Below are 23,682 nucleotides of genomic sequence, written 5' to 3'. Positions count from 1 at the left end.
TTCCTCCTCCTTTCTGTTCCATCCTATCTATTGATTAAACGCTGAATAATTTTTGCTAACTCGTCCCCGACTTTCTCGATTTGCTCTACCGTGTTTGTCATCCCAAAGCTAAATCGAATAGAGTTTGTTAGTCGATCAGATTCTGCTTCTCCAAACATAGCAACAAGAACATGTGATGGTTCAACGGTCCCTGCCGTACAGGCGGATCCGCTAGATACTGCTATGCCAGCTAAATCTAAATTCACTAATAATGCCTCTACATTTGTACCAGGAAAGCTTATATTTAATACATGAGGCAAGGCAGTTTCAAGTGTTCCATTTATATGAAACTCAATATTTCTTGTTTTTAATATTTTGCGTAACGTTTCCTTATATAAAATATACTGTTGTTTTCTTTTCTCTTGGTCCATCCCGCTAATCTTAACAGCTTCTAGAAAACCGGCAATAGCAGGAACATTTTCTGTACCCGCTCGTCTTTTTCTTTCCTGCTCTCCTCCAAAAGAGTGCGGAGACAGTTTTACACCGTTTTTGATATAAAGAAAACCGATTCCTTTTGGACCATTAATTTTATGAGCAGACGTACTTAATAAGTCCACTTTCAACTCGCTCACATCAATCCTCTCTATTCCATACGCCTGAACAGCATCTGTATGGAATACAGCTTGATGACCTAAAAGAAGCTGACCAATTTGAGCAATAGGCTGAATGGAGCCCACCTCATTATTGCCATACATAATTGTCACAAGAATCGTATCATCTCTTAATGCATCCTGAAAATCTGTCATGGAGATCCTACCTGTTTCATCAACAGGTAAGTACGTGACATCAAATCCTCGTTTTTCTAATTCTTGACAAGCATGTAAGACAGCATGATGCTCAATGACTGTCGTAATAATATGGTTACCCTTTTCTTTAGATGCCCCAGCTACACCTAAAATGGCATAGTTATCTGCTTCCGTTCCACCACTTGTAAAAATAATTTCTGTTTCATGTGCACCAATACTCCTCGCAATACCAAAACGTGCTTCGTCTACGATTTTCCTTGCATCACGTCCAAAGAAATGGATGCTTGACGGATTGCCAAATTGATCCCTCATCGTTTCTGTCATTTTTTCGACTACTACCGGGTGCATAGGAGTTGTTGCCGCATGATCGACATAGATACGTTCCAAATCATTCACCTTCTTAAGTTGAAACTCTATATTTGGCTATATTAATAAATCATTATTCATACAGCCTATTTTTTAAATATAAAACATATAGGAATCAATTTCACCTTCGTCTTTATGGTTTGCTAGGTCTTCAATGGTTGTATTATCTAAAACATCTTTAACAGCGTCCCTTATCCTTATCCATAATGCCCTTTTAACCGGTTCTTCATCCTCAATTCCTTCAACAGGAGTAATCGGTCCCTCCAGCACACGAATAATATCGCCTGATGTAATTTTTGAAGGTTCATCGGCTAATACATAACCACCGTATGCCCCACGAACACTTCTCACTAGTCCAGCATTTCGAAGGGGAGCAATTAATTGCTCTAAATAATGTTCGGATAGATCATTTGCTTGTGCAATTGATTTTAATGAAATTGGACCTTCACCATATCTTTTTGCTAATTCAATCATAATTGTTAGACCATAACGACCTTTTGTAGAAATTTTCATATCCTAACACCTCAATTCATTTCTTTATAAGTTTGATACATCTCTGGATGGGGTTCTTTTTGCAACTTCCTTAATAGCATGTCTGTTAAGTTTTGACATTGCGGGATGCTGTAACCGGCAAACACCCCAATCAATATTCCATAAACGATGGTGCCCCAAAAAATGGGTCCACCTAACTGCCAGCCTATCGTAAAAGCAAGAACTTCTATCACGCTACGAACCCTTCCTACTTTCCAACCTGTTTTCGAAGTAATGGCAAGCATTAAACTGTCTCTTGGACCGGCACCAAGTTGGGCAGATATATACAGCCCCATTCCATAGCAATTTATAAGAAGACCACCTGCAAACATCAACGTTTTTCCGAAAAAGGAAGTGGGTGTTTGCAAAAATGGAATCATCAAAAACATATCAATAAATAAACCAACGAGAATCATATTTATGAAGGCTCCACTTTGTGGAATCGATTTTGAAAGAAGGGCAGATATAATCAAAATAATGAGTCCGACAATAATACTCCAGCTTCCAATCGTTAATCCGACACGATAGTAAAGACCCACATGAAGTACATCCCATGGTGATGGACCAAGATCCGCTAAAATAATGAGAACAATGCCTAATGACATGACAAGTAAACCTAACAAATAAATGATAAATCGTGGACCCGTTTGACTTCTGTTCTTTCTAGAATGCATGATTTCTCCTCGATTTTTTTAGATATATATAAAACATAGTATAGAGATAGACTTTCAATATTATATCATAATCTTGTTCAATTCTACATGGTTTTGAGTAGAAGAAAGGCAACAGCGGAAAAGGTAAATAAGCTTATTTACCTTTTTTAAATTTTTCTAATTTATGATAAATAGCAGCGAGCCGCTTTTCTTCTCCTGCTTCAAGTGGATGATAATATTGCGTTTCTTTTAAGTTATCCGGTAGATAGTCCTGATTTACCCATCCTCCGAATGTTCCAAGTGGATAATCATGCGGATATTGATATCCTACATGGCCAAGTTTTTTGGCCCCGGCATAATGAGCATCTCGTAAATGTTTTGGAATTTCCCCTACTTCTCCAGTACGGACTCCTTCAATTGCAGCATCTAATGCCTGATACGCAGAATTTGATTTTGAAGATAAGCACATTTCAACAACTGCTACCGCTAACGGAATCCTTGCTTCTGGCAGGCCTAGGCGTTCACTAGCTGTTACTGCAGCTAATACATGACTCCCTACATTGGGGTTTGCAAGACCGATATCCTCAAAGGCGATTACAAGCAATCTTCTATTGATCGAAACGATATCCCCACTTTCAAGTAAATGAGCCAAATAATAGAGAGCTGCGTTTACGTCACTGCCTCTAATACTTTTTTGTAAACTTGATAATAGATTATAGTAATGGGAACCTTTTTTATCCCCATACACCCCGACACGGGAGATCATATTTTCAACTGTATCAGACTTTACAATATATGTATCATCCTCTATATCGGAAGAATAAACGATGGATTCAAGCATAGTAAGTGCTTTTCTTGCATCACCACCTGCACCTTCAGCGATACGATCGATTTGCTGTTCATTCATTTGGATAGATAAGTTGCCAAGTCCTTTTTTCTCATCCTTCAATGCCTGTTCAATCAACTGAGCAATGTCTTCCTTCTCTAGTCTTGTCAATTGCAGAATTTGTCCACACCGGCTTCGAATCGCTGGATTCACATCATGGAATGGATTCTCAGTTGTCGCACCAATTAAAATGATCGTTCCATTTTCCACATGTGGGAGGAGATAATCCTGCTGTGCTTTATTAAAGCGATGGATTTCGTCCAAAAAAAGAATCACTTTGCCCGTTAGACGCGCTTCTTGGACAACCTCTTCTACATCTTTTTTCCCTGATGTGGTTGCGTTTAAAGCAATAAATGAAATCTTCGTCGTGCCTGCTATGGCATAGGCAAGCGATGTTTTTCCGATCCCAGGTTCCCCGTATAACAACATCGAAGGAACGTAGCCGTTATTGATCATTTTATACAAACTTGTATGACTTCCGATAACCTCTTTTTGTCCGACTACTTCATCAATCGTTGACGGACGCATTCGATAGGCAAGTGGTTCACCATTCAATCCAATAACCCCCATTCAACCTCTCCCATCATTATAGCTTAAAGTTCGGTGTCAGGCACTGCAAAAAGACGAATTCAACTTATTTGCACTTTTCAGATGGACATTTTTCTAATACTCACGCAAAAAAAGAGCTGTCCCATAAAGTGTCAGACACCTTATGGGGCAGCCCCTGGTTATTTCTGCATTATAATTATGAATCTACAAATTCATGTCCTTCTGTACAAGACAAAGAATAGATAAGTGTCCATTTTTGGTGCCTGACACCGATATTCTAAGCAGCTACATCACGTTTTTTGAAAACCATATGGGCCAAAAAGAGGAATAGGAGAAAATAGATGACCAACATGGAAACGGAAAATGGAAGGGTCATACCGTCAACCATTGGTATTCCATTGAAATATTGCATTAAATCTGTATTAGCGAATAAAATATATTTTGCCCATGTATATTTCATCGCAATCATTTGTGTAACCTGACTTCCCATGAACATAAGAAACAAGGATAATCCAATCGCAAGTGAGCTATTGCGAAAAACAGCTGAAATCATAAACGCCATTGTTGCAAGCATAAACATATTGATCGATTTCAAGCCATAAAAGACGAGTAAATGTGCCAGCATACTCTGTTCTGTAATCGTCCCTTCATAATAGTTTAAATAGGGAGTAGGATTTTCAGGGAAACCGAACAGGACAGCTCCTAACAATGCCGATAAGCCAAATAAAATTGAGAGCACGAGTAAGCCAAATAATAGAACCGTAATAAATTTAGTAGCTAGAATTTTCCCTCGTTTAATTGGTCGAATCAAAAGTAATTTAATCGTTCCCCATGTGAATTCACTCGCAATGATCCCTGCTGCGATGATAATGGTGAACAGACCGGCAAAATCAATTATTAATGAAGTCTCATTCACAAAACTCCAAACCGAATATTCTACATTTGGTGAAATCTGATGTTCGAGTCTATATTCATTAAGGGCAATTTGCCTTTCATAATAATTGATCGAGCTTTTCGGAACAGTTCCTCTTATTTCTTCAAGTTGCTTTTCAAGACTTTCATTTTCCATTTGAAGCCCCTGTTCCCAGTTTTCATTGTCAGGAACTACACCACCTTGTTCTTGGTATTTGATAAAAGCGCCAGTTATAGTGACCATTAGAACAAGGAGTCCAATCATAACATAGGTTCCAGGGCGTCGAAAAATTTTCATCCATTCATTTTTGATTAAATTAAACATGAATATTTCCCTTCTTTTCTCCTGTTATTTCTAAAAAGCGATCTTCTAATGTTTTTGTCATTTCTTTTATTCCATAGATAGAAATCTTGTGTTCAACTAGTAATGTCACCATTTCAGGGACTTGTTCTTTAGAAATCATGATAGCTAAACCAGAATCTATTTGTTCCATTTTCACCCCTGGGTATTCCGCTGTGATCACCTTTATTGCCTCTGCTTGATTAGCTAATTCAAAGGAAAATATTTTCTCTGTTCCTTGGACAAAATCATGAATCTGCTGAACATCAATCAATTTCCCATTTTGAATAATGGCAATTCGATCACACATCATTTCCATTTCGGATAATAAATGACTTGATACAATCACTGCCATATCCTGTTCCCTTGCAAGCATACGAAGATGATCACGAATCTCTCTTATCCCTGCTGGATCTAAACCATTTGTCGGTTCATCTAGAATCAAGACATCCGGGTCATGTAAAAGACATTGAGCCAACCCGAGACGCTGTCTCATTCCGAGTGAGTATGTTTTTACTTTCTCGTGAATTCTCTCAGTCAATCCTACTAATTCTACTACCTCAAGGATTTTTTCCTTTCTGATTCCTTTTGTCATACGAGCGTAATGAATTAAGTTTTGATAACCGGTAAGAAATTTATACATTTCCGGGTTTTCTACAATGGCTCCAACATGCCTTACCGCCTGTTCAAAATCTTTTTTGATACTTTTTCCATCAATTTCAATATCACCTTCAGTGATTCCAATCAACCCAACAATCATACGAATTGTTGTCGTCTTTCCCGCTCCATTCGGACCAAGAAAACCAAATACCTCTCCTTTACGAACTTCAAAGCTAATGGAATCGATAATTTTTTTTCCTTTAATTGTTTTCGTAACATTATTTAGTTTCACAATTCCTGTCATTCTATCAACACCTTTCATTCCTTAAACATTTTCTTCATCCATTCGAGAACAGATAACCCTTCTTCTTCTCGCAATCGCTCCACATCTCTTCTTTCTAAAATAACTCCATTTTGAATGGCAAGAACTTCATCAAGAAGTGCTTCAATTTCGTCTATTTCATGTGTAGCAATGACAACTGTTTGATGTTCAAAATCCACAAATGATATGAGTCCCTTTACAATTGATTCACGAACAATTGGATCAAGACCGGAAAAAGGTTCATCAAGTAGTAATATAGATGTATGACGGGCAAGGGCAATAACCAGTTTTAACCTTCCTCTATTTCCTTTAGAAAGCTGCTTTATTTTCTTAGTCGTATCTAATGACATGAATGCTAGTAATTCCTGAGCTTTATCCATATCAAAGTCTGAAAATTGAGAAGCAGAAAACCTGATCATATCCATTACATTAAATGATTCATAAAACATATCAAGCTCCGTTAGATAGGCCACTTCGTCTGCAATTCTTCGATTAGCCTCTCTACCATTTACGAGCACCTCTCCAGTAGTTGGATGAGTAAGCCCGGCCATCATCTTTAAGGTCGTTGATTTCCCGCTACCATTCGGACCAAGCAAGCCATATATTTTTCCTTTTGTAAGCTCGAAAGATAGATTCTTTAACGCAAATTCCCGACCATATTTTTTCGAAACGTTCTCGAATTGAATCATTCTATTTCCCCTGCCCTTCTTCAAAATAGCGAATAAGACTAGCAACCATTTCTTTCTCAGAAAAGCCGAGTTCTCTCATGTTATTAACAAATGTTGAAATCATATCTATTTGTAATTGAAACTTCAATTCTTGGATAACCGTTTCACTTTCAACGACAAATGTTCCTTGACCTCTTTTTGTTTCCACTATTGCCATCCTCTCCAATTCAGTGTATGTTCTTTGAATCGTATTTGGATTTACTCCTGTTTGGACTGCCATTTCTCTTACAGAAGGGAGTTTATCCCCTGGCTTAAGTTCATTTCTCACAATTTGTTGTTTAATTTTGTCTGCGATTTGCATGTAAATGGGCTTAGATGCTTGAAACTCCTTTCCCATATGTTACACCTCTACTTTCCGTTCAAGAAGCCAAACTGAAATGAAAAAGACTGCAATGATCAGAATGGTATAAAGTAACCCACCAATGATTGAAAAATTGATTATCCCAATGTCTGGCGTGAGATTAGCTCCCTCTTGTTCTACTTGAAAACTTATTCCTTGAAGAACATGAATTTGAATCACCCCTATACTAGTGACTTTTTCAAAGAGGGGATGGAATCGAATATAATTACCAATCGCACTAATCGCCATCCAAACAAAAAAGATCATGAGCCAACGAATATTTTTCAAGTACGTTATGCCTTTCATTGAGTGATAAAAGGACCAATAAAAGATCACCCATATCCCGAAATAGATTGTCATTAACGTGATAGATACTCCTACAAAAATCAGACCTCTTAGAACTTGGTCTTGAAACTCCAGAAAAAGTCCTGTTCTCATCGCCTGATTAACCGTCCAATACGTAACTAAGAATGCGATAAAAAGTGAAATAAAATAATAGGATAATTGTGCAACAAGTTTCGCCAATAACAGCTTTGATCCACTATTTGGGTTATGCAACCAAAGCTGTGTTTTTCCTTCTCTCCCAAGTGATGAAAGTAAGAAAATGGGCAGGTAGATCACATGCATCACAAATGCAATGAAAGAAATAACCGCAACAATACCCGGTTCTTGAAAATAACTTGTTAAACCAAATCCAGCGATAAACATAAACATGCTTAATCCCGTCATTATATAAAAGTCATACAAAGATACTTTCAGCTCTTTCCAATATAACCCTTTAAATGCTATCACTTACACGATCCCCTTTCAGACATTATATAATTGTATTAGTGTTCTAGGTAAATAGTACACTAGGACATAATTACATGTCAACAGAGTTAAAAGCCCATTTTTTCCCTTAGCCTGTCTTTCTTACAACTATAAAGTAGGATTGAATATTCTTTTTAATCTCTGGTTTCAAAAAACAAACAAAAAAACGCCCCATTAGGCGTCTTTTACATCTTTTACCGTACTGATTTTGATGTCACTTAATAGCTGTCTGACTACATAGCTAGCCATAATAAGCCCTCCTACAGATGGAACGAAGGCATTAGAGGAAGGAGGCATTTGGGCTTTGCGGATTTCCGCATCCTCTTTTCCGACCACTTTACGAATATCTTCACGGATGACAATTGGGCTTTCATCTGAAAAAACAACAGGGACTCCCTTTTTAATTCCTTCTTTTCTTAATCTTGTACGAATAACCTTGGCAAGTGGATCTGTATGCGTTTTTGAAATGTCTGCAATTTGGAAACGGGTTGGATCCATTTTATTGGCAGCACCCATACTTGAGATAATTGGGATCTTTCTTTGCAAACATTCTTTCATCAAATGAATTTTATAAGAAATTGTATCAGAAGCATCTACAACAAAATCTAGATCATAGCCAAAAATTTCTTCATATGTTTCTTCCGTATAAAATATTTTTAAAGCTACTACTTCACAATCAGGGTTAATATCAGCAATTCTTTCTTTCATTAATTCTACTTTCGGTCTTCCTACCGTAGAAAGTAAAGCAATTACTTGACGATTTACATTCGTAATATCAACATCATCTTTATCAATAAGAATTAGTTTCCCAACACCTGAACGAGCAAGAGCCTCAGCAGAAAAGGAACCTACTCCTCCAATACCTAATACAGCCACTGTACTATTCTTTAACGCTTCTAATCCTTCTGTACCAATTGCGAGTTCATTACGCGAAAATTGATGTAACATTTAGACCAACTCCAATATTCTTCTAGCTTATTTATGTATTTCCCGTTATTGAATATATCATACTCTTTCTATGTTCGAAACAATTACCAATCAAGGTACATGAAGGAATTACGATCACTATAGATAGCATGTTGGTGACCGTATCAGGAGAAATTCAGGAGGAATTTTAATTTTTTCGAGACTACCAATAGACCATAATGATCAAAATTGGGAGATTCATACTTTTGGAATATATCTCCTAAAAAACAGCTAAAAATCCATGTCAAATTGTATGTGACATGGATTTTTTCAAGTTTATTATAGCATATGTAAGTAAAAGAGTCCCAATCATGCCGTTGCTTTTATGCCTCGTTTGAACCCGCACTAAGCAGGTGGGTGTTCTGTTTCAATTTATTGTAAGTCCTTAACAAGAAGGCATTTACTCTGATCGAAAACTCGAACTCCCGAAGGTAAAATGTTCGGTCAAACTATTAGGTTACACGACGAACACATCAGGACTCTTTTAAAGATTATATATATAATAGCATATGGATACTTCTCAATTCAAGGGTTGTCCAACAGAACTTTTCCTCATTTTTTGACATTTGAAGACAAATGTAACTCAATCAATTGCGCTTGACTAACCTCACCAGGAGCATCTGTTAGCAGGTCACTTGCACTAGCCGTTTTCGGAAATGCAATCGTATCACGTAAATTCGTTCTACCCGTTAATAGCATCACTAGTCGATCTAATCCTAAAGCAATCCCACCGTGCGGAGGTGTTCCGTATTCAAATGCATCAAGTAGGAAGCCAAATTGACTTGTTGCTTCTTCCTCTGAGAAACCTAATGCCTTAAACATTTTATTTTGAACATCTCTTTCAAAAATCCGCAAAGAACCTCCACCAAGCTCATAACCATTCAAAACAATATCATAAGCCTGGGCGCGTACTTTACTAGGATCACTATCAAGAAGTCCAATATCTTCTCTAACAGGCATCGTAAACGGATGATGGGCAGCAGAGTAGCGACGTGCATCTTCATCATACTCAAGTAACGGCCAATCCGTAACCCAAAGGAAGTTAAATTTGCTTTCATCAATTAACTTTAATTCTTTCCCGATCTTTAATCGTAAAGCTCCGAGAGCATCTGCAACGATTTTTTTCTTGTCAGCAACAAAAAGAATTAAATCGTCTTTTTCAACCGCAAGAGTTTTGTTAAGGGCTTCTAATTCTTCTTCACTAAAGAATTTAATAATCGGTCCTTTTAACCCATCTTCTTCCGCTTTAAGCCATGCAAGACCTTTTGCCCCATAACGTGCAGCGAATTCAGTTAGAGCATCAATGTCTTTACGAGAGTAACTACTTGCACCATGTTTCACATTCAATGCTTTCACTTGACCACCTTTAGCAACAGCCCCAGCAAATACTTTAAAATTAGAGCTTTGGAAAACTTCAGATAGATCAACTAACTTCAAATCAAATCTAGTATCTGGCTTATCAGAACCGTAGCTACCAATTGCCTCGTCATAAGACATACGTGGGAATGGGACAGTGATATCCAACCCTTTTACTTCTTTCATAATTTTGGCCATCATATTCTCAACCATCGTTTGAATATCTTCAGCACTCATAAAACTTGTCTCAACGTCAAGTTGAGTAAATTCTGGTTGACGATCCGCACGTAAATCTTCATCACGGAAACAACGTGCAATTTGATAATAACGTTCCACTCCACTAACCATTAATAGCTGTTTAAAAAGCTGAGGTGATTGTGGAAGCGCGTAAAACTCACCAGGATGCACACGGCTAGGAACAAGATAATCACGGGCACCTTCAGGAGTACTTTTCGTTAAAATAGGTGTTTCAATGTCAAGGAAGCCTTCCCCATCAAGAAAATCACGCATTGTCTTTGTCACTTGATGGCGCATCTTTAACGTTTCAAACATAGCAGGTCTTCTCAAATCAAGATAGCGATATTTTAAACGAACATCTTCAGAAACTTCTGTATCATCTTCAATCATAAATGGTGGTGTTTTTGACGCATTGATAATCGTCATTTTTTCAGCTTGAACTTCAATTGTTCCAGTTGATAAATTTGGGTTATAGGTTGATTCCTCCCGAGCGATTACAGTACCTTCTATTTCAACTACATATTCACTACGAACCTTTTCAGCAACCTCTAATGCTGCTTGTGAAACTTCAGGATTGAACATAACCTGAACAATTCCTGTACGGTCACGCAAATGAATAAAGATCAAACCGCCAAGGTCACGACGTCTTTGTACCCATCCTTTTAAGTTTACTTTTTCTCCAATAGCGCTCGCAGGCACTTCTCCACAAAAATACGTTCTTCCAAACATAACTTTTCCTCCTATTGATATAATTCTTGAAATTTCTCGCTAAAATCTTCCAGGCTCATTTCCAATTGTTCGCCTGTTTCCATTCGTTTCACATTAATACGATTTTCTTTCAGTTCATCTTCACCTAAAATGGCAACAAACTTAGCATTCAATCGGTCGGCTGCTTTCATTTGTGCTTTTATTTTCCGGTCTAAATAATCCCGTTCCGCTGAGAAGCCAGCAAGGCGAAGTTTGTGTAAGAGCTTCACTGTATAATCTTTTGCTTCTTCTCCCAGTGAAACGAAGTAACAATCAATTCCTTTATGAAGCGGTAGTTCAACTTCCTCTGCTTTCAATGCTGCAATGAAACGTTCAATACTGAAGGCAAAGCCAATTCCTGGAGTTTCCGGACCGCCAATTTCTTTTGTTAAACCGTTATAACGTCCACCACCACATAATGTGGTAATGGCTCCGAAGCCTTCTGCATCACTCATAATTTCAAACGCTGTATGATTATAATAATCAAGTCCTCTAACAAGATTTGGATCAACAACGAAAGAAATATCCAAATCAGTTAAATATTGCTGAACTTTTTCAAAATAGGCTTTAGACTCCTCATTTAAATAATCAATGATTGATGGTGCAGTCTTCATTAACTCATGCTCACGGTCTTGCTTACAATCAAGAATCCGCATTGGATTTTTTTCAAGGCGATTTTGACAGTCATGACAAAACTCACCAATTCGCGTTTGAAAATGTTGAATAAGTGCGTCACGGTGTGCTACACGACTTTCTTTGTCACCAAGGCTATTAATGATCAACTTTAGCTTGCTTAAACCTAAGCTTTTATAAATAGACATGGCAAGAGCAATCACTTCTGCATCAATAGCCGGGTCTTTACTGCCAAGTGCCTCAACACCAAATTGAACAAATTGACGAAAACGCCCTGCTTGTGGTCGTTCATAACGAAACATCGGACCCATATAATACAATTTAACAGGTTGGTTCGGGTCACCATACATTTTATTTTCAACAAAAGAACGAACCGTTGAAGCCGTTCCTTCTGGTCGTAATGTCAAACTCCGTTTACCACGGTCTTCAAAGGTATACATTTCCTTTTGAACAACGTCTGTTGTTTCCCCTACTCCTCTTGTGAACAAATCAGTATGTTCAAAGATAGGAGTTCGAATCTCCTGATATTGAAACTTATCACAAAGTTCGCGCGCTTTTTTTTCAATGAACTGCCACTTTTCTACTTCGCCTGGCAGAATATCCTGGGTTCCTCTTGGAATCTGGATGGACATAAGCAATAAACCTCCTTGATATCAACAATAGTCAACCTATGTATGTGAAAAAGCTGTAATAGGCTCTAGTTACATTAAGGATCTTGTTAATGAATATTATTGAAAACGGCCTTTCGTGTAGTGTATATGAGTCTGAGTTCCATTCCATTGCACAACTCCTATTCGCCTACACGAAAGACTTTTAAAGCATCAACATGATTTTTCAACAAAACCTACAAAAAAAGCTCTCGTCCCTTGTATGATTTATACAAGGGACGAGAGCTTTTTTCCCGTGGTACCACCCTAATTGAAGCAATAAGGATCTTATTACTTCCACTTTCCAGTTAACGCCTGTTCACGTTCATCACCTAATAAAAGAAAAAATTCCTCTTTCAGTGCGAAGCCTCCGAAGTGTTCTTCATTTAGTCAGTATGTAGAAACACTCTCAGCCTAAGGTGCTTCCTCTCTTTTCATCTGAAGTTAAATTACTTTTCTTCCTCAACAGCTTATATTCACTTTATCTCTCTAATATTACGAACCTTATCGAAAATTGTCAATAGCGAGTACCTAATTACGTTCCATTTGTCTTTTTAACTTTTTAATATCTTGACTAGCTATTCCACATTCGGACGCTAATTCTACCATATACGCCTTTTGTCCTTTTTGAATTCTATCCCCAAAATCAACCCCATACAACTGATCTTCTCCAGAAAGAGCTGACATTCCCTTATCACCATTCCGCATAGACATCCCCCTTTATATTTTTTATCAAAAAAATAAGGTTTCTTTATGTAGTTTGCCCTCATAAACAAATTAATTTCATTCATTAAGAAATTTTCAATAAAGAATCTCTTTATAAAAGAAGAAATAATCCGATATTAGAGAAGGAAAAACGGTTGTTAAAAGAGAAGTATTTTAAGGAAATGTTCTATTCCAATTGTGGAAAGTACAACCGTATCAGAAATAGGGTATAAAACATTTTCTGATCAGAATAAAAGGAGGGAACTAAACTGAAACACAAGAGATTGATTTTCTTCATCTGTATGGCTCTTATTCTTCCATGGATTGGACCTATATCAACCACCGAAGCATCTAGCCCTACCATTTCAGTCGCAATAGATAGCCTGAATGTCAGAAGTGGTCCAAGCTTAGATGATCAAGTAATCGCCACTTTGAAAAAGGGAGAGGAATATCCCGTCATTAAAGAAGATGGAGAATGGTTGCAAATTAGTATAAGTCAAGAGGAAAAAGGCTGGGTTGCCAATTATCTGGTTACAAAAAATGATACAGGTATCACATCTGTATCTTCAGCAAAAAGTAAAAAAACAGAAAATGAAACGTCTCCCAAGACAGCTATTACTACAGTAAATTCATTAAACCTTCGTAGTGAGCCTACCTTAAATGGAACCATTATTAACAAGTTACATAAAGGGACAATGGTTGAAGTCATTTCTGAAAAGAATGATTGGGTTAAGATTCATTATGCCGGACAAATCGGCTGGGTTTCAGGTATGTATCTGCAAAACACAAACACGAAAGAGGACAATACAAAGAATGAACAAACGCAAACGATAGTTAATAGCAAAATCTCGATTTTACATAACGGGACAAATATTAGAAAGAATCCAAATACACAATCCTCTATTCTCGATCGTGCAAATCAAGGAGATACTTTTAAAGCGATCCTTTTCCAAAATGATTGGGTTGAAATTGAGCTTTCCAATGGACAAACTGGTTATGTAGCTAGTTGGCTAGTCTCTACACAAGAAGCAAATACTGAGGTTTCAACTACTCAAGTTTCAAACAAAAGACTTGACCAATATTTACAAAACAAGAAGATTGTTATTGATCCTGGTCATGGAGGAAGAGATAGTGGAGCTACTGGAGTAAGTGGCACTTTAGAGAAAAAAGTCACTCTAGACACGGCAAGTTACTTATTTAATAAGCTGAAAGCAGCTGGAGCAGATGTGATTCTAACTCGTCATCGTGATCAGTATCTCTCATTACCTTCCAGAGTGAACATGGCGAGCTATCATGACGCTGACGCCTTTATCAGCATCCATTATGATAGTATTAATAATGATAGCGTGCGCGGTTTAACAACCTATTACTATTATCCATGGCAAAAGGAACTTGCCATCAATATTCACTCTGCTGTTATCGGACAAACAAATATGAAAGACCGTGGAACACGCTTTGGTGACTACTATGTGATTCGTGAAAACAGTAAAAAAGCAATACTGATTGAATTAGGATATCTAAGTAACCCTAGTGAGGAATTGCATGTCACATCAGATCAATATCAACAATCAGCAGCCACAGGAATCTATGAAGGACTCGCCCGCTATTTTAAAGATAATTAAACCCAAAATAAAAAAGAGAGCTTGACCAAAAAAATGGTCTGCTCTCTTTTTTAACTTTCCAAAATCAACGTCACAGGTCCATCATTATTTAAGGAAACATTCATCATCGCCCCAAATTCCCCTGTTTCAACATGGATTCCTTTAGTTTCTAGTAACTTATTAAAGTGGAGATAAATACCTAATGCATGATCAGGCTTTGCTGCCGCCATGAAATTGGGTCTTCGTCCTTTTCGACAATCTCCATACAAAGTAAATTGCGACACGGAAAGAATACTCCCACCGACATCGAGCAATGATAAATTCATTTTATCATTTTCATCTTCAAAAATGCGGAGGTTAACAATTTTATCGGCCAAATGAGCAGCATCTGCCTCTGTATCTTCATGAGTAACACCTACTAATAGCACGAGCCCCTCTGAAATCTCGCCAACAACCCTTTCATTTACCGTGACACTCGCTTTTTTACTTCTCTGCACAACAATCCTCATATTTTCACCTTAATTCATGATTCTTCGTACTGCATACAAATCATGGATTTGTTTAATTCGTTCAACAACCTTTTGTAGATGACTTACATTTAATATTGAAATCGACATCGTAATCGTAACCATTTTATTACGGTCAGTACGACCAGATACGGCTGAAATATCTGTTTTCGTTTCATTAACAGCTTGAAGAACTTCATTTAATAAACCTCTTCTATCAAAACCTGTTATTTCGATTTCAACATTATATTCCTTCCGATCATTAAGCCCTGTCTCCCACTCAACCGGAATAAGCCTTTCTTTCACTTCATCTGTTTCGATATTCGGACAATCTCTACGGTGTACAGAAACCCCTCTACCCTTTGTGATAAAGCCGACAATATCATCACCAGGAACTGGATTACAACAACGAGAAAGACGAATAAGTAAATTGTCAATCCCTTCAACTCGAACACCAGACTCCCTTTTCTTCTTTTGTGGCAACGTTTTTAATTCCGAAACGGCATTTGAAATATTAGCACTTTGTTCAAGATCCCGTTTTTTACGCAATTTCTCGGTCAATCTGTTGGCGACTTGAAGGGCTGTAATACCACTATAACCAACAGCTGCATACATATCATCTTCATTGGAAAAATTAAACTTTTCAACCACTCGTTTTACATTATCTGGTGTTAAAACCTCTTTTAAATCAAACTCCATAAGACGAAGCTCTTTTTCTAACTGTTCGCGGCCTTTTTCAATATTTTCTTCTCTTCTTTGCTTCTTAAAAAAGGCTCTTATTTTATTTTTCGCTTGTGAAGTTTGGGCAAGCTTCAACCAGTCTTGGCTTGGCCCATACGAGTGCTTAGACGTGAGAATCTCTAAAATATCTCCGGTTTTCAGTTTATAATCAAGGGTAACCATCTTTCCATTCACTTTCGCCCCGATCGTTTTATTACCAATCTCTGAATGAATTCGATAAGCAAAATCAATCGGTACAGAACCAGATGGTAGCTCAATCACATCACCTTTTGGAGTAAAGACAAACACCATATCAGAGAATAAATCTACTTTTAACGATTCCATAAACTCTTCAGCATTAATCGTATCATCTTGGAATTCAAGAATCTCACGAAACCACGTAAGCTTGTCTTCAAATGAAGAGTCTTCATTTATTGTTTTGCCTTCCTTATATGCCCAGTGAGCGGCAATCCCAAATTCAGCGATTCGATGCATCTCAGTCGTACGAATTTGTACTTCAAGTGGATCACCTTTTGGACCAATAACAGTTGTATGCAAGGATTGATACATATTCGGCTTTGGCATGGCAATATAGTCTTTAAATCTACCTGGCATCGGTTTCCAGCAAGTATGAATAATACCGAGCACAGCATAGCAGTCTTTAATTGAATTGACGACAATTCTTATCGCTAACAAATCATAAATTTCATTGAACTGTTTGTTTTGACGAGTCATTTTTCGATAGATGCTATAAATATGTTTGGGACGACCGGACATATCCGCTTTAATGCCGACTTCCTCCATATTTTTTTGTAGCTCATGAATGACTTCATCTAAATATTGTTCCCGCTCTGCCCGTTTTTTCTTCATTAAATTAACAATACGGTAATATTGTTGCGGGTTTAAATATCGTAATGCGGTATCTTCAAGTTCCCATTTAATGGTGGAAATCCCCAAACGATTAGCAAGAGAAGCGAAAATCTCCAATGTTTCATTTGAAATACGACGCTGCTTTTCAGCTGGCAAATGTTTCAATGTCCGCATATTATGAAGTCGGTCCGCCAATTTAATCATAATCACCCGGATATCTTGAGCCATAGCTACAAACATTTTCCGATGATTTTCTGCTTGTTGTTCCTCGTGAGACTTATACTTTATTTTACCGAGCTTTGTTACACCATCGACGAGCATGGCCACTTCATCGCTAAAGGCTTCCTTTAAATCTTGTAGAGAAGCTTCTGTATCTTCAACAACGTCATGGAGAAATCCAGATGCGACCGTGGATGGATCCATTTCTAAGTCAGCAAGAATGCCTGCGACTTGTATAGGATGGATAATATACGGTTCACCAGATTTTCTATATTGTAAACGATGAGCATGACTCGCAAATTCATATGCCTTCTGAATAAACTCAACATCCTCATCATCTAAATATGTCCTTGTTCGATCGATGACTTGTTCGGCGGTCAATACTTGATCATTCGCCATAGAATCACCTTTTTATATAAATTTTCAAAGAAGTACCCAAAATCGTTTAAAAAATCAAATGATTGTTTTTATTATCGAAAAAAAACAGCAAGATGTAAAGAGAATGTGTGCTATTTTTCAGTATTATTAAAAATCCATTAAAAGTATAGGAAAAGAGCGCTTATTTTTGTAAGCGCTCCCAGCGTCTAAAATGTCATTAATGTTGTTATATCATAACCTTTGAGCTTACTCCGTCCATCTAATTCACTTAATTCAATTAGAAAAGCAATACCAGCAACAATCCCACCGAGTTCTTCTACTAATTGAATGGTCGCTTGAATCGTTCCACCGGTTGCGAGTAAATCATCCGTAATAAGGACTCTTTGTCCAGGTTTAATTGCATCCTTATGAATCGTTAGGACATCATTTCCATATTCTAAGCCATAGTCAACCTTAACGGTCTCACGTGGTAGCTTTCCTTCTTTACGAACAGGTGCAAAACCAACGCCAAGAACATATGCCACTGGGCAACCAATAATAAAACCACGAGCTTCAGGTCCCACAACAAGATCAATCTTTTGTTCACGAGCATACCCGGCGATTTGATCTGTTGCATATTTATAAGCCTCACCATTATCCATGAGTGTCGTAATATCTTTAAAACTAATACCAGGTTTAGGCCAACCTTCTACAATTGTTACGAATTTTTTTAAGTCCATTCTTCCACAGCCTCCTCCGATGTCACCGGTCCTTGCAACACTTGAGTAAACAAGTCTTTTAGTTGTTGAAACGATGAATATAACAAATCCTTTTCAAGTTCTAATTGAGCCTGCTTTTGTTGATAAGTTTTAGAATCTGATAAATCATGCTTTTTCGCATTTTTATTTAATATAATGAGTCCATTCTCCATTGTAACAAAATTAAGTTCAAAAAACACCTGTGACATAAAATCGACTGTTTCACGTGTCCATCCACGATGCTTGGCCAACGCATCACCATGCTTTTTCAGATCAAAAGGTCCTTTTTTGGCTAGTAAAGCATAATACCATGTAAAATGCTCTCTTTTTGGAATTGTTGAGAAAAAATCACTTTCCGCTTTATAAAAATGGGCATAGATTCTTGAAACCTTTTTCCCAGCAAATAAACGAATGAGTATTTCTTTTGAAGATGGCAAATCAACTAATACAACATGACAATGATCTAGTTGGAGCTTCTCTGCTTCATCTGAAGATGAAATAAATAACACTTCGCTGTCGCCTAATGTTCTTTGAAGCTTTTCCGTAAGTTCATCATGAAAAACAATCCATTTCGTCTGTTCAACTGGCAGTTCATTCGCTATTCGAATCAGCTTTTTTGCCCCCCGATAGTCAAATAGCTGCCATGAAGAGATCGAAATATCTTGTAAAAAGATTTGCGGTTTTTTCCGATTATTCCACTCATTAATCGATAATTCTCCGATTACAGATAGCTTAGCAACAGGAGAGATATGATCACATACCCACCCTAGGCCAAACCCTACGGCATCTAAAGATGCCTCATCATGTTCTAATGTCAACTTTAAATGATTTTGCTCAGAGCCAATTTGTCTGATATTAGCAATACGCGCATCCTTAATAACTACCTTCGGCTTTGGATTATCCATCCCATACGGAGCTAATTTATTCATCTCCTCAATTGCAGCTAAGTGTATATCGTGAATACTTATTTCTGTATCAATGTACGTAATGGGAATTAAATCTTCTGGTTTTAATTGCTGTTTTGCAAGTTGATTCAAACGTGAACGCAATTCTTCTACATCGGTTAAATTTAGTGTCATACCTGCTGCCATTGTATGACCCCCAAAATGGGGTAATAGCTCACGGCAGGTCGATAAACTTTTAAAAAGATCAAAACCTTGGATACTTCTTGCAGAACCCTTTGCTGTTCCCTTTTCTTGATCGTAGCTTAATACAATGGTTGGTCGGTAATATTTTTCCACAAGCCTTGATGCCACAATTCCAATGACACCAGGGTTCCATCCTACTTTTCCGATCACAAGACAAGAGTTCTCCTCAATAGGGAATTGTTGTTCAACTAATTGAATGGCTTCTTCTGTTATACTGTTCACCAATTCTTTTCGCTCTTTATTTAATTGTTCAATTTCGTCTGCTAAATCTTCTGCCTCATAAGCATCCTCAGCTAACAATAAGTGAACGGCAGGGTCTGCACTATCCAATCTACCGGCTGCATTTATACGAGGAGCGAGGGAGAATCCAACCGTTTCTTCATTGATTCCTGACTGCTCTGCTCCTGCAAGCTTCAAAAGAGCTTTTAAGCCGACATTGTCGGCACCTTTTAGTTTGTCCAAACCTTTTTGAGCAATGAGTCTATTTTCATCTTTCAAAGGTACAAGATCGGCAATCGTGCCAATCGCAGCAAATGGCAGCAAATGCTCAGGAACTCGTCCTAACAACGCATGAGCCAATTTAAACGCAACACCCACTCCAGCAAGTTCATGAAATGGATAGGAACTATCTTCAAGTTTTGGATGAATAATGGCAAAGGCGTCTGGTAACTCCGGCCCTGGTTCATGGTGATCTGTAATAATTAAATCAACACCCAGTTCCTTCGCTATACTTGCCTCATGAAGAGCAGCGATTCCTGTATCAACGGTAATGATAAGCCTGACGCCCATTTCATGGGCGTATCGAAAAGCCCCCTCGTTTGGACCATAACCTTCTGTGAAACGATTGGGTATATAAAATTCTACATTTGCACCAAGTTCTTGTAATGCTTTCATCATGACGGTTGTACTTGTCACTCCATCGGCATCATAGTCTCCAAAAATAAGAATGGCTTCATTTTCAAGGACCGCTTGTTTAATTCTTGTTACGACTTTATCCATATCCTTTAAAAGAAACGGATCATGAAATTCTTGTTTTTCATTAAATAAAAAAGCCCTTGCTTCATCAGGATTTTCTAATCCTCTGTTAACAAGTAGCGATGCAACTAATGGTGTGACATTGAGTATTTCCACCAGTTGAGTGACTTTTTCTTGATTTGATGATCGAACAACCCAACGTGTTTTCGACTTTAACATACGTTCACCCCTCAATCTAATCATTATACAAGACAGGTGGAAAGGATTCAATTATAGAAGTATGGTTTGAATGGGAATCGTAGGTAAAAAAAGCTGCGGGTATCCCGCAGCTTACACTTGTGGTTCATCACTGATTACTTTCTTTTCTTTATACGTATTAATAACACCCTTTTGTTTCAATTCCCGATGCTTAAATTCAACCCAAAGTGGGATAGCAATATAGATAGTCGTAAGCGTACCAACTACCAAGCCAACAGTTAAAGCAACCGCAAATGGAAATAATGATTCACTACCGAAAACCATGACTGAGATAACCGTAACGGTTGTCATCAAAACGGTATTAATCGAGCGGCCAAGCGTCTGCCTTAAACTTGTATTGGCAATATCGGCAATATCCTCAAATGTTTTAATACGTCTTCTTTTTTGCATATTTTCTCTCATTCGGTCAAAGGTAACAATCGTATCATTGATGGCATAGCCGACAATTGTTAATAAAGCAGCAATAAAAGTTAAGTCAACCTGTATTCTCGTAATACTAAAGACCGGAATAACAATGATCGCTGCATATAATAAGGCAATAACAGCAGAAACTGCCATTCGCCATTCAAAACGAAATGATACGAAGATAATTAAACCAATCGATGCAATTAAAACACCAAGCACGGCATTTTTCGCAAGTTCTTTTCCAACAATCGGTGTGACACTACTAACGCTAGGCTCCGCCCCAAACTCTTCTTGAAAATGTGTTTTTATATTGGCAATTTCCTCTTGTGATAGAGCCACATTAAATTGTGCTACACCCGTATTTCGTTCATCTCCAGAAATAACAATATCGTCTGTAGGTGTCCCTATTTTTTCAAATTCATCAGCAACCATTTCTGTTGTTAACGACTCTTTTGTTAAAATATCCACACGAGTTCCACTTGTAAAATCGATCGATAAATTTAATTTAAATACAGACAAAATAATAATCCCAATGACAAGCAGTGTACCAAAGAATGTTAAGAACTTTTTCCGATTCTTCACAAAATCAAATTGATCAAATTTTGTTGTTAAATCTAAAGTATCAACATTATCTTTCAAATCATGAATAGCACCCTTCTTCACGCCAAACCAGCCTGGTCTTTTATCTAATAAACCACTATTAACAAACAATCCTAATAACCATCGCGATAAAAACACATTGGTAATGAAACTACCTAATATCCCAATGATTAAGCTAGTTGCAAAGCCTTTTACCGAACTTGTTCCATAATAAAAAAGGACAGCTGCAGCTAAAAGAGTTGTAAGGTTAGCATCTGTAACCGTTGATAATGAATTCTGATTCCCTGCTTTGAACGCTGATTTAATCGTCTTACCAACTCTTATTTCTTCCTTAATTCTTTCTGCCGTTATAATATTAGCATCAACAGCCATACCAACCCCAAGAATAAGAGCTGCAACCCCTGGTAAGGTAAGAACGACATTCATCAAATCAAAAATAGTTAATACTAAAAATACATACACCGTTAAAGTAATCGTTGAGATCATTCCTGGTAAACGGTAGTAAAAGATCATAAACAGACAAACGGCTGCTACCCCAATTAATCCAGCAAAGACCGTCTTTTGTAGAGCTTGTTCTCCAAATTGGGCACCTACTGAGTTCGAGTAGATTTCATCTAACTTTACTGGCAGTGCTCCTGCATTTAAAATATCTGATAAGCTTTTTGCTTCTGCCACCGTAAAATTCCCCACTATGGAAACAGTATCTTGATTAAATACTTCTCTTACCGTTGGTGCTGAAACAAACTTTGGATTCGGTTTCAGAATTTCAGTCTGATAGGAATCTTCTCCTTCTTCAAAATCAAGCCAGATGGCCAAAACATTATTGGGCGCACCCATATTTACAATTTCTTGAGTCACTTCTCTAAATTTATCGGCACTTTTTAATTTAATCGAAACACTTGGGCTACCATTTTCATCAAAGGTTTGCTGAGCTCCACCCTCTGCAAGATCAGCTCCATCCATCAATATACGATCATTCGCATCACGGAAAGTTAGATTTGCTTCTGTCGATAGGATTTCCCTTGCTTCGTTTTGATCTTCCACTCCTGCTAATTGGACCCGAATTCGATTTTCTCCTTCTATCTGGATGACTGGCTCACTTACACCGAGAACATTGATCCTTCGATCCAATGCTTCAGCCGTACTTGCGAGAGCTTTCTGGTCAATCACTTGTCCCTCTTTAGCTTCCTTTACTTCATAAAGTACCTCAAACCCACCTTGAAGATCGAGTCCAAGTTTGATATTACTGACAACATCCTTTGTCATTACCCCCATTAATCCACCCATGACGACAATAAAAATAACAAAGGCAACAATCCGACTTCTTTTTATCATTATGTACAGTTCCTCCTTAAATCCAAAACCAACAAATAAGTAAAACATTCGTACATCCCATAGAACATAGTAAGAGCTTAATCGAGCCATTAAAAAGATTATTTTTATGTATATAACAAATCTGAAATAGGCTTCTTAAAAAGGGAATATTTTTATTATGAAACAGTTTCGAATAGCTGTCAATTTCGTATAAGATTACAACATAAAAAAGGGACAATCTCAAAGTTATCCCTTTATTTTATGTACTATTTTAATAACTCTAATCGTTCTTCTTCATTATCGAGTGTAAATTCGGCCTCTTTTAGCGCCTTCACTTGTGTATAATTCATAAATTCTCCTACTTTAAGAGAAAGGATATCTTGGACAACTTCAAATAGTTTCATATCACTACTCTCTTTTCGCCATTTTTTACTCACTAAAAAATCCCAAATATCCTCTTCCGAAACACGACCATAACCGAAAGTGAAAAACTCTTCCTGTTTACTTTTCAATGCTGGTCTTACTTTATGACGAAATTGATCATTATCATGGCTAACCTTCATATTATTAGCCCCTCCTCGCAAATTCATATAAAAAAAGTACAAGCGCCTTGCCTAGGGGAGAAAAGCATCAAAAGAGCCGGTGGAGAAGGTTGTTCTTTAACCTTCTTTAACCGTTTGACTGTAGACCCAAGAGCCCCTAGACGCTAAAGTTAGTTAATTATCTAACTTCAAAGGGATGACGCTCTCTAATCTAACAATTTCTTAGTCATGCTTTGTCCACATCCTTGCATATAAATAATTGTATATGATTAAACCTTTTTTGAGAAGGCAGGGAA

At 37.5% G+C, this 23,682-nt stretch carries 20 protein-coding genes, 1 other RNA gene and 1 other annotated feature; of the genes, 1 reads left to right on the top strand and 20 read right to left on the bottom strand.

The annotated features are described in order from the left end of the window. Positions 1-23: 23 nt before the first annotated feature. The 14 genes from JMM81_RS01125 to JMM81_RS01060 all read right to left on the bottom strand — a co-directional run bounded on the left by JMM81_RS01125 (position 24) and on the right by JMM81_RS01060 (position 13,116). The gene (locus JMM81_RS01125) at positions 24-1,172 is read right to left on the bottom strand and encodes a cysteine desulfurase family protein (RefSeq protein ID WP_256239668.1); all 1,149 of its coding nucleotides are present in this window, start codon (positions 1,170-1,172) and stop codon (positions 24-26) included. 72 nt (positions 1,173-1,244) lie between these two features. Further along, the gene (gene cymR, locus JMM81_RS01120) at positions 1,245-1,664 is read right to left on the bottom strand and encodes a cysteine metabolism transcriptional regulator CymR (RefSeq protein ID WP_256239667.1); all 420 of its coding nucleotides are present in this window, start codon (positions 1,662-1,664) and stop codon (positions 1,245-1,247) included. 11 nt (positions 1,665-1,675) lie between these two features. Continuing rightward, a complete protein-coding gene (locus JMM81_RS01115; protein ID WP_256239666.1) occupies positions 1,676-2,356 on the bottom strand; it encodes a YczE/YyaS/YitT family protein in 681 nt (226 codons plus the stop codon). A gap of 133 nt (positions 2,357-2,489) precedes the next feature. Then, a complete protein-coding gene (locus tag JMM81_RS01110) occupies positions 2,490-3,776 on the bottom strand; it encodes a replication-associated recombination protein A (RefSeq protein ID WP_256240284.1) in 1,287 nt (428 codons plus the stop codon). Positions 3,777-4,047: 271 nt separating this feature from the next. Continuing rightward, on the bottom strand, positions 4,048-5,007 hold the full coding sequence (locus JMM81_RS01105) for an ABC transporter permease (protein WP_256239665.1): 960 nt from the start codon (positions 5,005-5,007) through the stop codon (positions 4,048-4,050). After that, positions 5,000-5,926, bottom strand: coding sequence for an ABC transporter ATP-binding protein (locus tag JMM81_RS01100; protein WP_256239664.1), 927 nt, complete (start codon positions 5,924-5,926; stop codon positions 5,000-5,002). The genes JMM81_RS01105 and JMM81_RS01100 overlap by 8 nt, the downstream gene beginning before the upstream one ends. A 14-nt stretch (positions 5,927-5,940) precedes the next feature. After that, positions 5,941-6,633, bottom strand: a complete 693-nt coding sequence (locus tag JMM81_RS01095; RefSeq protein WP_256239663.1) for an ABC transporter ATP-binding protein — start codon at positions 6,631-6,633, stop codon at positions 5,941-5,943. Between the two features lies 1 nt (position 6,634). Next, positions 6,635-7,009 (bottom strand): GntR family transcriptional regulator, encoded by a 375-nt coding sequence (locus JMM81_RS01090; protein ID WP_256239662.1) that lies wholly within the window; start codon positions 7,007-7,009, stop codon positions 6,635-6,637. Positions 7,010-7,012: 3 nt separating this feature from the next. Continuing rightward, positions 7,013-7,804, bottom strand: coding sequence for a hypothetical protein (locus tag JMM81_RS01085; RefSeq protein WP_256239661.1), 792 nt, complete (start codon positions 7,802-7,804; stop codon positions 7,013-7,015). Between the two features lie 192 nt (positions 7,805-7,996). Then, positions 7,997-8,770 carry a tRNA threonylcarbamoyladenosine dehydratase gene (locus JMM81_RS01080; RefSeq protein WP_256239660.1) on the bottom strand — a complete coding sequence of 258 codons (774 nt, stop codon included), beginning with the start codon at positions 8,768-8,770 and terminating at the stop codon, positions 7,997-7,999. A gap of 316 nt (positions 8,771-9,086) precedes the next feature. Then, a non-coding RNA gene (gene ssrS / locus JMM81_RS01075) (6S RNA) lies at positions 9,087-9,271 on the bottom strand. A gap of 69 nt (positions 9,272-9,340) precedes the next feature. Continuing rightward, entirely contained in the window at positions 9,341-11,110 is a 1,770-nt protein-coding gene (gene aspS, locus JMM81_RS01070; protein WP_256239659.1) for an aspartate--tRNA ligase, read from the bottom strand. An 11-nt stretch (positions 11,111-11,121) separates the two neighbouring features. After that, complete coding sequence (gene hisS, locus JMM81_RS01065; RefSeq protein ID WP_256239658.1) at positions 11,122-12,393, bottom strand: histidine--tRNA ligase; 1,272 nt, start codon at positions 12,391-12,393, stop codon at positions 11,122-11,124. Positions 12,394-12,640: 247 nt separating this feature from the next. Beyond that, positions 12,641-12,883: a binding site (T-box leader), on the bottom strand. Positions 12,884-12,939: 56 nt separating this feature from the next. Continuing rightward, the gene (locus tag JMM81_RS01060; protein ID WP_256239657.1) at positions 12,940-13,116 is read right to left on the bottom strand and encodes a hypothetical protein; all 177 of its coding nucleotides are present in this window, start codon (positions 13,114-13,116) and stop codon (positions 12,940-12,942) included. Between the two features lie 281 nt (positions 13,117-13,397). Here JMM81_RS01060 and JMM81_RS01055 point away from each other — a divergent pair, with 281 nt between their 5' ends. Next, positions 13,398-14,735, top strand: coding sequence for an N-acetylmuramoyl-L-alanine amidase family protein (locus tag JMM81_RS01055; RefSeq protein ID WP_256239656.1), 1,338 nt, complete (start codon positions 13,398-13,400; stop codon positions 14,733-14,735). A gap of 50 nt (positions 14,736-14,785) precedes the next feature. Here JMM81_RS01055 and dtd read toward each other — a convergent pair whose 3' ends face one another. The 6 genes from dtd to JMM81_RS01025 form a co-directional block, all read right to left on the bottom strand. Continuing rightward, on the bottom strand, positions 14,786-15,223 hold the full coding sequence (gene dtd / locus JMM81_RS01050) for a D-aminoacyl-tRNA deacylase (protein ID WP_256239655.1): 438 nt from the start codon (positions 15,221-15,223) through the stop codon (positions 14,786-14,788). A 9-nt stretch (positions 15,224-15,232) separates the two neighbouring features. Continuing rightward, positions 15,233-17,428, bottom strand: a complete 2,196-nt coding sequence (locus tag JMM81_RS01045) for a RelA/SpoT family protein (protein ID WP_256239654.1) — start codon at positions 17,426-17,428, stop codon at positions 15,233-15,235. Positions 17,429-17,613: 185 nt separating this feature from the next. Continuing rightward, a complete protein-coding gene (locus tag JMM81_RS01040) occupies positions 17,614-18,126 on the bottom strand; it encodes an adenine phosphoribosyltransferase (protein WP_256239653.1) in 513 nt (170 codons plus the stop codon). Beyond that, on the bottom strand, positions 18,117-20,486 hold the full coding sequence (gene recJ, locus JMM81_RS01035; protein ID WP_256239652.1) for a single-stranded-DNA-specific exonuclease RecJ: 2,370 nt from the start codon (positions 20,484-20,486) through the stop codon (positions 18,117-18,119). The genes JMM81_RS01040 and recJ overlap by 10 nt, the downstream gene beginning before the upstream one ends. A gap of 111 nt (positions 20,487-20,597) precedes the next feature. Further along, the gene (gene secDF / locus JMM81_RS01030; RefSeq protein ID WP_256239651.1) at positions 20,598-22,865 is read right to left on the bottom strand and encodes a protein translocase subunit SecDF; all 2,268 of its coding nucleotides are present in this window, start codon (positions 22,863-22,865) and stop codon (positions 20,598-20,600) included. Between the two features lie 245 nt (positions 22,866-23,110). After that, entirely contained in the window at positions 23,111-23,407 is a 297-nt protein-coding gene (locus JMM81_RS01025; protein ID WP_256239650.1) for a post-transcriptional regulator, read from the bottom strand. Between the last annotated feature and the right edge of the window lie 275 nt (positions 23,408-23,682).

This window comes from Bacillus sp. V3B, assembly GCF_024494465.1.
GTDB lineage: Bacteria > Bacillota > Bacilli > Bacillales > Cytobacillaceae > Bacillus_BD.
This window is presented reverse-complemented; position numbering and strand designations above follow the sequence as displayed.